Raw genomic sequence first — 12,145 nt, 5'->3', positions numbered from 1 at the left:
CTGATGGCGCGAAGGGACGCAACCTTGACCGTGCTGTGGGGGAAGACTAACTCGCCAGCTTACCGGGTTTTTTGAAAGTTGAGGCACCACATGAAGGCAGGATACAGCGGGCGCGGTGGCGCCATTCTGGCAAGCGGTCTTGTCCTTCTTGTTGCCGGGGCTTTTCTTGTTTATGGCGGTGAGCTTCGCAAGGGGCCGGTTCAGCACAGCATCGTCATGCATGCGCAGTTCAATTCAGCGAATGGCTTAAAAGCTGGCGCGGATGTTGATCTCGCCGGGGTGACGGTGGGGCGTGTCCAGTCGATCAGCCTTAACCCACAAACCCAGATGGCTGACGTGACGTTTTCCGTTGATCAGCAGCTTAATCTTCCGGTTGATACGGCTGTTGGTATCGGTGCGCCGAGCATGACGGCTGATAACGCGCTTCAGATTGAACCGGGGAAAGACCCCAAGACGCTGTCTGCTGGCGGGGTCATCAAGGACACCCGCGACCAGCTTTCGCTGGAGCAGCAGGTCAGCAACTATATCTTTGGCGGTGGTAAACTCGGGAACTGAGTTCCCTCAGTCGTTCATTGGATAGGACGCCAGCAGACGGCGCTGCTTGCGCCATGAGTGCAGCATTCCGAAAGCACCTGATGTCTTCCATCCACGCGCCTTGTTGGCAGCACCGATGAGGAAGGTCTGGTGGTAGTGTGAGAACTGCGCCCGATACGCTTCCCACAGGGTTGTGCGGCGGTCCCAGATATGGATTGCTTCGGAGCCGACACCGTTAATTTCGATAATGCGAAGGCCTTCTCCGCGCTGCAGGGCTTCAACCGACGGAACCTTCACGTCTACACGGCCGAAATAGAAGTCCGGAATATCTTTCATGATGGCGTCCAGGCGCGCGGTCAGCTCTGGGGTGGTATCAGCCCGGCCATCGCGAAAGACAGACCCTTTGCAATGATTGCCAGCAAACACAAGGGGTAGAACTTCCCCTTCTGACAGAACGGACTTTTCCCGACCCGCCAGACGCGGAAGATAGATTTGCGGAACCTGGCCCATGCGAGGATCACTCATGATGAGTTCCTCGATGGTGGAATGTCCGTCGCCAGTGAGGACCGGGGCTTCCTTGTATGTTACCGATGTGATGCGGCCTTGCGGTTGATCGGGATGGCGGATGTAGAACAGGCCGGCTTCGACAGGATAGTCGATGAGTTCCTGCACCATCAGGTCAACGTCGTTCGGGAACTGAGGAAGAACGTTTTCGAGTTGCTCCCGGGAGCGGACGAGTTTCACGCCTGTTCCGTTGCAGCCAATATCGGGTTTGACCACCACCGGAAATGACAGCTCCTTCCGTTCCATCGCGGCCAGCGCACGATCCAGCGCGCCCGTGCCACTCGCAAAAACAGCGTAAGGAGCAATAGCCTCCTGGGCGATTGGGCCAGCCATGTCGAGAATGGAAGACTTGCTCTCTCCGCAAAGACCACCGGTCTCAATGCGCGGATTGGCGGCCGTCGGAATGCTGAGGTCCCGGTACTTCAGGCCCATTGCGATCCAGTACAGGACGATGGGCGTGTAAAAGATGGAACCGGGCCAGAACTCGAAAAGCGAGAGGGGATTTTGTTCAGTCTCTGTCTTGGACATTCGGTTACTGGCTCACGGTCTGGATACGGGCGATCAGGCGCCCGACAACAACAATACACAGAACAAATCCCGCCAGTCCGGCCCAGCGCCAGCCTCCCTGATGCGCCAGAAGCCAGCCGCCAATGCGCATGGCCAGCAGAAACAGCAGTGTTGTCCACACAAGGGTGGCGAGCACTGCTGTCAGGGCAAACCGCAGAAACGGTGCGTGGAAGAAGCCGCAGGCTGTGTAGAGCGGGAGGCGCGCGCCGGGCACGAAGCGGGAGATGGCGACGATGCGGATGACGTTCTTGGAAAACCAGTCCTGCGTTCGTTCCTGCTTGGGAAGCGTCAGGAAGCGGCGAAGACGGGGCCAGCGTGCACCAGCGGCGCCAAGGCCATATAGCCCGAGATCACCGATTGCGACGCCAAACCAGAGTGCCCCCAGGGCCAGGGCGATGCTGACATGCCCCGCACGCGCAGCCACTCCGGAAAGAACGGTTGCCACGTCTTCGAGGATAAAGGTCCCCACAATGATGCTGACTGCTTTCAGCCAGGCAGGCTGTGACGCCAGGGCGGGGCCAATGGCTATCATGCCGCGGGATGTTCCATGATCATGGAACGTTGATGTCGCATGTCAGCGCGCTGGCGACAATCTCACGCCGGGCGTTTTGACCGGAGAATGCTCGAAAGGTTTTGCGGAAGACTGGTAGGGAGCATCACAGGTTGCTAGCGTGCGCTTCAAATGAACCACCCTCTGGGGGCTGATATTCCCGTGCTTAAAAGACGTCATCTTCTTGCTGCCTTTTCCTCTGTTGCCGGAGCGGCTGCGATGGGGATCCGCTCTGCTGAAGCTCAGGACTACGGTGCATTTCTCGCCGGCGTCCGATCGCAGGCACTGGCGCAGGGGCTTTCTTCCAGCATCGTCTCCCGCGCTCTGGCTTTGACGCGGGAGCCCAATGCCAAAGTTCTCAAGCTCGATCGGCATCAGCCGGAGTTCACCCTGACATGGGCGCAGTATCGTGATCGCGTGCTGCCGGAGTCGCGTTTTCAGAAGGGCCGGACTGTCTATTCAGGTGTAGAGAGCGTGATGGCACCCGTCAGTGAGCGCTTCGGATGTGACGATCGGGGCGTGATGGGGATCTGGGGTCTCGAGTCGGGTTTTGGTGCCCATACCGGCACTTTCTCCGTCGTGGACGCCCTTGCGACTCTGGCATTCGATGGACGGCGTTCGACGTTCTTCCGTGGGGAGCTGATGAAAGCACTCCAGATCCTGAATGATGGTGATATCGCACCGGAAGCCATGATGGGCAGCTATGCCGGTGCCATGGGGCAGGCTCAGTTTATGCCGAGCGCGTATCTGCGGTATGCGGCTGATGGTGATGGTGACGGCAAGCGTAATATCTGGACGTCTCAGCCCGATGTGTTTGCGTCTATCGCGAACTATCTCGGGAAATGCGGTTGGCAGCCTTACGAGCCATGGGGACAGGAAGTCACACTGGCCAGCGCATTGGATAAAAGTGAGATTGGCCGGACCAATACCAAGTCACTGGCAGAGTGGATGTCTCACGGCGTGCGGCGGGCAGATGGTGCGCGTTTCTCCCGTACGGACGTAAAAGGCGCGATTGTGCAGCCGGATGGTCCGGGGACGCAGGCCTTCATGGTTTACCATAATTTCAACGTGATCCGTCGTTACAACCCGTCCGATTATTACGCGCTGGGCGTAGGTCTTCTGGGAACCGGCATTGTTTCTCCGTAATTTCGCGCCACTTCTGGCGTTCTTGCCCCTGGTCGGGGCGTGTCATCAGGATGATGAGCCTGCTACTGCGCCGCATCCCCACTATGAACTGGGGAATGCGTGGCATGGCCCGCAGGGTTGGTTTTATCCCAATGAGCAGTTCGACTATCGGGCAACGGGTCTCGCGACACGTGAGGCGCCGTTACATGGGCAACTGGCTTCTGACGGAGAGGCTTGGTCTTCGGGTGGAATGACCGGGTCACACCAAACCCTTCAACTGCCGTCGATCGTGACGGTCCGAAATCTGCTGAATGGGCGCGTGGTTCGGATCCGACTGACCCGGCGGGGGCCGGAAAGTGCAGGGCGTGTTGTCGCGTTGTCCCCAAAGGCCGCAGATCTGCTGGGCATGACATCTGATACGCCTGTTGAGATTGTTGAAGACGAAACCGCGAGCCGTTCCGTTATGGAGGGACTGACGGGTGCGCCGCATCTGGACGTCCAGTCTGCTCCGGTTGGGGAAGTTCGCGCAGAGTCGCTTGATGGTGGCGCTTCGAAAAAAGTCTATGGCAGCGACTCGTCTGTGGGGGGGCAGCCGTCCGCTGCGCTCACGCCGTTGCCTGTAACGTGGTCTCAGGGGATGACAGGTCCGCAGGGGCTATATGTTCTTCTTGGAAAATTTTCCGGGCATGGGGCCGCGGCGAGTGTGGCTGTGCGCTGTTCCGGCGAGGTTCAGCGTGTGCCAGATGGAGCAGGCCTGGACTGGCGCGTAAGGTCCGGACCCTATACCGATACCGCCCAGGCCGATGCGGCACTGGACCGGACCCATGCGTGCGGGGTAGAGGGCGCGCGGATCATTGTGGAATGACGGCCGTGACAAAGGCCGAACAACTGGGGACGAACGTGCGGACTAGACGCTCTCTTTTCGGTGGTGTTGCGGGCTTTGCAGCCTGTGCTTCTTTTGGCGGGCCGCTGAGTGCGTTGGCACGCCCGCACCATCATGCCGCAGCTCATGCAAAAGCCGCTGCTGCCGCTTCTGATGTTCCGGCTGCTCCGGTTGGGACGCCTGCCAATACGCCGATTGGTCCGTTCGATACCGTTGCGCGCTGGGCTTACATTGTGGATTCCAGCACGGGTGCAGTTCTGCTGGATAAATCTGCAGATGAGCGGATGGCACCATCGTCCCTGACGAAAATGATGACGGCCTATATCGTGTTCGGCATGCTGGCGACCGGGCGTCTGCATCTGGAGCAGGGGCTTCCCGTCAGTGAGAAAGCCTGGCGGACGCAGGGCTCCAAGATGTTCGTGCCGCTGGGCGAGAGCGTACTTGTCTCTGAACTGATCCAGGGCATGGTCATTCAGTCAGGCAATGACGCTTGCGTTGTTCTCGCAGAAGGGATCGCCGGCTCTGAAGAGCGCTTCGTCGCCATGATGAACGAGGAAGCTCCGAAGATCGGGCTGACGAATTCGCACTTCATGAACGTGACGGGTCTGCCTGCTGAAGGGCACTACATGTCCGCGCATGACGTCGCGACCGTGGCCATGCACCTGATCCGTGACTTCCCGCAATATTACCATTTCTTCGGTGAGACGGAATTCACGTTCAACAAGATCCGTCAGGGCAACCGTAACGTTCTGGTCGACAAGGGACTGGCTGATGGCCTGAAGACGGGTCACACCGATGCGGGTGGGTTTGGTCTTTGTGCCAGCTCCAGCCGGAACGGAAATCGCGTGATTGTCGTGATTAACGGGACAGCGTCCAGCAATGAGCGCGCGCATGAAGGTGAACGCCTTATGTCCTGGGCGTTTGCAAACTTCGAAAATGCCACGTTGTTCCGCAAGGGGCAGGTTGTGGATCATGCGCCGGTCTGGATGGGTGAACACAAGGCTGTACCGCTTGTCGCGGGTGCTGACATTGTGATGACCATGCCGGTGGGCTGGCAGCAGCGCTCCCATATTGCAGTGGATTATGCGTCACCAGTGATTGCACCGGTCGTTGAAGGTCAGGCCTGTGGTGCGATCGTAATTTCAGCGCCGGGCATGGGTGATATTCGTGTGCCGCTTCAGGCTGGTGCATCCGTTGCAAAACTCGGACTGGTTGGACGTGCGATGGCGCGCCTTGGTCATGGCCCTGCAAATTAAAAACGGTTTGTTCGTTACGCTGGAAGGTGGCGAGGGCGCTGGGAAATCCACGCAGGCGCGCCTTCTGGCAGATCACATTCGTGGGCTAGGGTACGAAGCCACTCTGACGCGTGAACCGGGCGGAACGCCGGGCGCAGAAGCAATCCGGCATCTTCTGCTGTTCGGAGAAGAAGAGCTGTCCTGGCGGGCAGAGGTGCTGGCACATATGGCAGCCCGTTGTGACCATTTGGATAATCTCATACTTCCGGCTCTTCAGCGCGGCGCAGTTGTAGTTTGTGATCGGTTCCATGATTCGACACTGGCTTATCAGGGCTATGGTGTTGGGCGCGGATCAACGGAACGTCTGGACTTCATTACTGGCGCGCGACGTCTTGTCGGGCGAGAGCCTGATCTGACCTTGCTGCTTGAACTGCCACGCGAACAGGCGCTGGAGCGGCTGGAAAGTCGTGGAGGCCGGACAGACCGATACGAAGGACAGGCTGAGGCTTTTCATCAGCGTGTCCTTTCTGGCTTTGATGCGATTGCCAAGGCAGAACCGGAGCGCGTGAAGCGTATTAACGCTGGCCGCACTCCTGAAGCTGTCAGCCGATCTCTTCTGGATGCTGTGTCGGAGAAGCTCGGTCATACGGCGTGCGCGTCTGACGCGTGACGGATCCACGGCACACATTCGACCTGCGAGGCCACGAAGCGGCTGAAGAGACGTTCCGTGCTGCCCTTGCATCTGGGCGATTACATCATGCATGGCTGATTTCCGGCCCCGTCGGGATTGGAAAGGCGACGCTCGCGTTCCGGCTGGCGCGGATACTGCTGAATGGAGAAGATCCAGCCTCTGCAGCCGCACGGCGTATTACGGCTGGGACGCACGGAGATCTTTTGGAAATCTCGCGTGCAGTGGACGAGAAAAAGGGTCGTTTGCGGGGCGAAATCACGGCTGCAGATGTGCGGCCCGTACAATCTTTCCTGCACCACACAGCCACGGAAGGTGGCTGGCGTGTCGTGATCGTGGACGGCGCAGAATATCTGAACCGTTTTGCAGCAAATGCGCTTCTGAAAATTCTGGAAGAGCCGCCCCCGAAAGCTATCCTTCTGCTGACAACCGCGTCTCCGGGACGGCTGCTTCCGACCATCCGCAGTCGATGTCGGGCGCTTGCCCTTTCGCCTCTGCCTGACGCGGATATGCGCGTGCTGGTTCCTTATGTTCCGGAAGATGTTCTTGCGCGGTCTCATGGTTCTCCAGGGCGCGCATTGTTTCTTGCTCAGGATCGGGATGGAGCGATTGCTGCGTTTGTGGCGGAAATACTGGCGGGGAAGACGCTGACGGCTGATATGCTTCCTCTCATTGACCGGATTGCCCGTGAGACGGAAGGTTTCGCATTGCTCTGTGATTTGCTAGGCGAGGGACTGGCAGACCGTGCACGCTCGGCAGCACGACGTGGCGACCTGCCTGTTGCTGATTCTTCTGCCCGTCAGTGTTCGGAACTTGATACACTGAGGCGGCAGACAGACGGTTTTAATCTGGACAAGGCCCAGGCCATCCGTCAGGCAGTGGAACTCGCTGCCGGAACGTGAATGGCTCAGGCATGACAAGACGAGTGGACATGACGCGGCGCTTCACCATTACAACTCCTATTTTCTACGTGAACGGCGCTCCGCATATCGGGCATGCCTATACGTCCATCGCGGCGGACGTTCTGGCCCGTTTCCATCGCCTGAACGGTGAAGACGTTCTGTTCGTCAGCGGGACGGATGAGCACGGCCAGAAGGTTGAGCAGACCGCGACCGCTCAGGGCATGGAGACGCGAGCCTACGCCGACAAGATTTCTGCGTCTTTTCGCCAGATGCAGCAGGACATGGCGATCTCCACGGATGAGTTCATTCGAACGACGGATGAGCGCCACAAGGTTGCTGCAAGTGCATTGTGGGAAAAAGTTGCGGCTAACGGTCACATCTATCTCGGCGCGTATGAGGGCTGGTACTCCACACGCGATGAAGCGTTCATTGGTGAAGATGAGCTGGTCAAGAAGCCAGATGGCACGATGGTTGCGCCATCCGGTGCGCCGGTAGAGCGCGTCAAGGAGCCGTCCTACTTCTTTAAACTGTCCGAGTTTCAGGACCGTCTGCTGAAGCTGTATGAAGATAATCCCGACTTCATTGGTCCTCATGGTCCACGTCGGGAGATCGAGAGCTTCGTGAAGCAGGGGCTGAGGGATCTTTCCGTCAGCCGCACCAGCTTCAAATGGGGTATTCCGGTTCCGAACGATCCGGATCACGTCATGTATGTCTGGTTCGATGCGCTCGCCAACTATCTGACGGCTGTGGGCTACCCGGATCTGAATGATCCGCGTGCGAAGTTCTGGCCGGCAGATTTGCATATTGTTGGCAAGGAAATCGCTCGGTTCCATTGTGTGTACTGGCCGGCTTTCCTGATGGCTGCTGGCATTGAACTGCCGAAAAGCGTCTTCGCCCATGGCTGGTGGACGGTCGAAGGCGAGAAGATGAGCAAGTCTCTCGGCAACGTTCTGGACCCGAAGGCACTAGCTGATGAGTTTGGTCTGGATGCGCTGCGGTTCTTCCTGATGCGAGAAGTGCCGTTTGGTGGTGATTCAAACTTCAGCCGTCGTTCGATGATTACGCGCACGAACGTCGAACTGGCGAACGATCTCGGCAATCTGTGCCAGCGGACGCTGAGCCTCGTGGCGCGCAATCTTGGTGGTGTTGTCCCGGAATGCGGGCCACAGACAGAAGACGATCTTGCCATTCTGGCGACGGCGCAGCTTCTGCCGTCTTTGATGAGCGAGCAGATCGAGCGCAAAGCCATTACAGATGCGCTTGAGGAAGTCTGGAAGATCATCCGTGCGGCCAATTCGTACATTGACCGTCAGGCTCCCTGGGCGCTGAAGAAGACTGATCCGGAGCGGATGGCGCATGTTCTGCGTGTGTTGCTGGATGTGATCCGTGCGATTGCGACGATGCTTCAGCCCTATATGCCCAACACGATGGACAAGATGCTGACCCAGCTTGGTGTGGAAGAGAACGAGCGGACATTCGCCGCTCTTGAAACGCCGCTTCCAGGTGGTCGCACATTGCCAAAGCCGGAAGGGCTGTTCCCGCGCTTCGTCGTCGAGGACGCAGAATGACGGGACTGATCGACAGTCATTGCCATCTTGATCGTCTGGACGATGTGCCTGCCGCGCTGGAGATCGCGCGGCAGTCTGGTCTGGCTGGCATGATTACGATCGGGACGCGCTTTTCACAGGCAGAGACCCAGATTGGTCTGACGCGCTTTGACGCGCCAGACCTGCGCGTCTGGTGTGCCATCGGTACGCATCCGGATCATGTGGGTGAAGAGCGTCTTCCTTCTGTGGAAGAGCTGGTTCAGAAAGCCGAGCCATCCTGCGTGGTGGCTATTGGTGAATCCGGGCTGGATTATTTCCACAGTGGAGATGAAGCGAAACCGGCGCAGCACGCTGCATTCCGCACGCATATTGCTGCGGCTCGTGAGACAGGTTTACCGGTCGTCATTCATACGCGACAGGCAGACGACGATACAATCGCGATTTTGCGTGAAGAGAGCGGGAAGGGTGCGTTTCCTTTTCTGATTCACTGCTTTGCTTCGGGCCCCAAGCTTGCTGAGGCTGCGCTCAAACTCGGGGGCTATATCAGCTTCTCCGGGCTTCTGACGTTTCCGAAATGTGAGGAAATCCGGGACGTTGCGCGGATCGTTCCTGAGGATCGGCTACTGGTTGAAACAGACAGTCCGTTTCTTGCGCCCGTTCCAAAGCGCGGTAAGCCGAATACGCCGGGATATGTGGCCCACACAGCTGCGCGACTGGCGCAGGAGCGGGGGATTTCCGCTGAAAAAATCGCGGATATCACTACCGAAAACGTACATCGCCTTTTTGCAAGGACACGCCTGTGAAAGTCACAATCCTTGGATGTGGAGGTTCTGCTGGCGTGCCAATGCTTGGTGGTCAGAACGGCTCGCAAACGGGGATCTGGGGGCACTGCAATCCGCAGAACCCCAAGAACAGGCGTACGCGTTCTTCGATTGTTGTTGAAGGTGAGGGCGGGTTTCGGCTTCTGGTTGATTCCGGGCCGGACTTCCGTTCTCAAATGCTGAATTGTGGCCTTAGCCACATTGATGCAGTGCTCTATACGCACCCGCATAGTGACCACATTGCAGGACTTGATGATCTGCGGGCCATCAACCGTGTGATTGACAAGCCACTTCCGCTTTTGGCCGCGCAAAGCACTTTGGAAGAGCTCCGGCAGCGATTTTCTTATGCATTTGCACCTTGGAAAGGCCCGGATTTTTATCGTCCAGTCTTCAATGAGCAAGTCGTTACAGCTGGAGAAGACGTCGATTTTCCCGGTCTGGAAGGGCGTATTTTCGAGCAGCGTCATGGGCGGATCACGTCTCTGGGGCTGCGCTTTGGAAAATTTGCCTATTCCACGGATGTTGAAACATTGTCCGAAGACGCTCTGACGCTTCTGGATGGTGTGGATACGTGGGTTGTGGATTGCTTCCAGTATGAACCGCATCCAGCTCATGCCTGGCTGGAACGTGTGCTGGAATGGCGCACGAAAATCAGGGCAGGGCGGACAATTCTGACTCATATGGGCACAGATATGGATTACGACATCCTATGCCAGACACTGCCGCCGGATGTGCGTCCAGCTTATGATGGAATGGTTCTGACGTTCTGAAAAAACCGGGCAGGGTGGTCTGCCCGGTTTTTTCAGGCTCAGAAGGTGATCATCGCGCCCGCTGACATGGTGTGATCGCTCTCATGGTTCGGGCCATGAGCATCGGATTCCGTATGGGCATATTCACCCACGAGGAACATCCAGTCTGTCAGTGTGTAATAAAGTGCGCCGACTTCGGACTGATTGCGACGGACCAGCGATGGATTGTCTTCGCCCGCAGCCTGATAAAGATTGCTGACGCCATAGCTTCCAACCAGCTTCAGGCGTGGCAGGATCTTGTAGGAAGCCTGAACGTAATAGCCTTCCGAGTTTCGTTTGCGGCCGGACTGGGAAATGCCGTCAAACAGCAGGCCGGTCGTGCCCAAACCATTACCGTAATAGTAATAAGCCACGCCTTCAAACGGTCCGCGGGAGAGCTTGACGCCAACATCGCCTGCAGCGACGGTCGCGCCTTTGCGGCTGTCTGTACCCAGGGTTGAGCTTGTTAGGTTCTGGACGTGCTGGGTCAGGAAGCTGGCCCAGAGGCGTGTGGCGAAACCTGCAATTTTTGCGTCGTAGGTAACTTTACCCTGAACCATTGGCGAGCTGTGCTGCGTGCTTGTCGCAGACAGTCCACCGCCAGCATAGTTGAACGGATCCAGCGGCGTCATGATGCCGACAGATCCCTGAAGACCATGCCACTTTGGGGAGATGTAGGTGATCTGTGGGAGCCAATCCGTGTAGACGTAACCCACACCGATGCGGCCCAGAGACGTATTGGCCGGATTGGCATTACTGCCCGTACTGCCGACACTCAGTAATGTTGCATCATTCAGAATGGCATCAGATGCGAACAGGGCAATGTCACGACCGATCTTGATCGTACCAAGTCTGTCGGTGCCGGCTGTCATGTACACCTGACGGAAATCAACGCCCGCTGTTCCGAGGCCCACGGGGCTGCCACCGGAATTGGCGTTGAACGCGCCGACATCTGCGTTGTTCAGTCCCGGATACATTCCGAAGACCGCGCCAAGTTTGATGCCGTCTTGAACCGTGTTCAATTTCAGGATGAGGCCACCAGGAAGCAGCCCGTTTCTGACGGATGAGGAATCAAATCCACTGGAGCCGGTGGAGACGCCACCTGCGACGGGCTTGCCGCCACCAGGGCTGTTATACGTGTAAAATCCGTTGACGAAGCCTGAGAGATTGATCTCGATCTGGCCGGCCTGAACGGTTACGCCTTTGCCTGCGACGTAAGGTTTGACGCGCACAACGCTATCTGGATCGTAGCTCGCGCGCGCCTGACGGAGCATGGAACGTGTATCACGTGCATCAGCCGCAGCTTCACTGGCTGCACGGCGTGCGGCCTGAGCGGCAGCGATGGTTGTGACGTCGGGGGGCTCAAGGCTGCCGTCATACTGAGTTGGATTGTAGCGGCGGTATCGGTTGCGTTTTGCCGGGGGGCTTGAGGTGCCATCCTGGTTGGAAGATGCCTCGGATCGGCTGTGTCGCAGATGGTGTGCCAGAAGGCTGTTATATTCTCCGTGTGTCAGGCTGCCTTTGGCCCGAAGGATATCCAGAAGTTCGGTGTAATCGTCGGCGTGTGCGGTTGCAGGAAGAACCGTGAGAGACCCAACAGAAAAAACGCAGCTCAGAAAAGCAATCTGGCGCAATGAAAGGCGTGGCATGCAACAACCGCTCCAGCGGAGGATCCGGTTCACGACAATGGGTTCGTGCACCAGAAGAATTGAACTTCGTTTCACGTTAGCGCCAAAAATGACATTCTTCGCAACAAGTCATCGTGTATCACGGATATGTGAGTTTTCCGGCTGTTTTTGATATATAAGTTGGCATAATATATATTATACGACATGCATGTGAAGTAAAATATGAAACCTCTTCCGCATTTGCAGACCCAATATCAGAGACTGAAATCGGCTTATTCTCCACGATTTTGGCCTGGTTTGACGTTCTTTGCAT

Annotated in this window: 12 protein-coding genes; 9 read left to right on the top strand and 3 right to left on the bottom strand. The window is 57.4% G+C overall.

All coding sequences use genetic code 11. The features are described from left to right. Nucleotides 1-90 precede the first annotated feature (90 nt). Nucleotides 91-555, top strand: coding sequence for an MlaD family protein (locus tag KP707_RS07690; RefSeq protein ID WP_046901483.1), 465 nt, complete (start codon nt 91-93; stop codon nt 553-555). Between the two features lie 6 nt (nt 556-561). Here the strand turns inward: KP707_RS07690 and KP707_RS07685 are convergent, their stop codons facing one another. Continuing rightward, complete coding sequence (locus tag KP707_RS07685; RefSeq protein WP_211502724.1) at nt 562-1,626, bottom strand: ATP-grasp domain-containing protein; 1,065 nt, start codon at nt 1,624-1,626, stop codon at nt 562-564. 4 nt (nt 1,627-1,630) lie between these two features. Further along, nucleotides 1,631-2,197: a DedA family protein gene (locus KP707_RS07680; RefSeq protein WP_064273192.1), complete on the bottom strand. Its 567-nt coding sequence runs from the start codon at nt 2,195-2,197 to the stop codon at nt 1,631-1,633. Between the two features lie 180 nt (nt 2,198-2,377). Between KP707_RS07680 and KP707_RS07675 the strand changes: the two genes are divergently transcribed. From KP707_RS07675 to KP707_RS07640, 8 genes are read left to right on the top strand one after another with little or no spacing between them, the layout of a single operon-like run. Continuing rightward, the gene (locus KP707_RS07675; RefSeq protein ID WP_211502723.1) at nt 2,378-3,361 is read left to right on the top strand and encodes a lytic murein transglycosylase; all 984 of its coding nucleotides are present in this window, start codon (nt 2,378-2,380) and stop codon (nt 3,359-3,361) included. After that, entirely contained in the window at nt 3,348-4,205 is an 858-nt protein-coding gene (locus KP707_RS07670; protein ID WP_211502722.1) for a septal ring lytic transglycosylase RlpA family protein, read from the top strand. Before KP707_RS07675 ends, KP707_RS07670 begins: the two co-directional genes overlap by 14 nt. After that, complete coding sequence (locus KP707_RS07665) at nt 4,202-5,479, top strand: D-alanyl-D-alanine carboxypeptidase family protein (protein WP_046901487.1); 1,278 nt, start codon at nt 4,202-4,204, stop codon at nt 5,477-5,479. Before KP707_RS07670 ends, KP707_RS07665 begins: the two co-directional genes overlap by 4 nt. Then, nucleotides 5,463-6,128 (top strand): dTMP kinase, encoded by a 666-nt coding sequence (gene tmk, locus KP707_RS07660; RefSeq protein ID WP_211502721.1) that lies wholly within the window; start codon nt 5,463-5,465, stop codon nt 6,126-6,128. Before KP707_RS07665 ends, tmk begins: the two co-directional genes overlap by 17 nt. After that, on the top strand, nt 6,125-7,048 hold the full coding sequence (locus KP707_RS07655) for a DNA polymerase III subunit delta' (RefSeq protein ID WP_211502720.1): 924 nt from the start codon (nt 6,125-6,127) through the stop codon (nt 7,046-7,048). The genes tmk and KP707_RS07655 overlap by 4 nt, the downstream gene beginning before the upstream one ends. Before the next feature lie 29 nt (nt 7,049-7,077). Beyond that, a complete protein-coding gene (gene metG, locus KP707_RS07650) occupies nt 7,078-8,616 on the top strand; it encodes a methionine--tRNA ligase (protein ID WP_211502719.1) in 1,539 nt (512 codons plus the stop codon). Then, complete coding sequence (locus tag KP707_RS07645; protein ID WP_211502718.1) at nt 8,613-9,398, top strand: TatD family hydrolase; 786 nt, start codon at nt 8,613-8,615, stop codon at nt 9,396-9,398. Before metG ends, KP707_RS07645 begins: the two co-directional genes overlap by 4 nt. Further along, complete coding sequence (locus tag KP707_RS07640) at nt 9,395-10,186, top strand: MBL fold metallo-hydrolase (protein ID WP_211502717.1); 792 nt, start codon at nt 9,395-9,397, stop codon at nt 10,184-10,186. The genes KP707_RS07645 and KP707_RS07640 overlap by 4 nt, the downstream gene beginning before the upstream one ends. Nucleotides 10,187-10,224: 38 nt before the next feature. Here KP707_RS07640 and KP707_RS07635 read toward each other — a convergent pair whose 3' ends face one another. After that, nucleotides 10,225-11,853, bottom strand: a complete 1,629-nt coding sequence (locus KP707_RS07635; protein WP_211498115.1) for a porin — start codon at nt 11,851-11,853, stop codon at nt 10,225-10,227. Nucleotides 11,854-12,145 lie beyond the last annotated feature (292 nt).

It is taken from the genome of Gluconobacter sp. P5E10 (assembly GCF_018812145.1).
Classification (GTDB): domain Bacteria; phylum Pseudomonadota; class Alphaproteobacteria; order Acetobacterales; family Acetobacteraceae; genus Gluconobacter; species Gluconobacter cerinus.
Note: the sequence above shows the minus strand (reverse complement) of the source record. Positions and strands in the feature narration are given on the sequence as shown.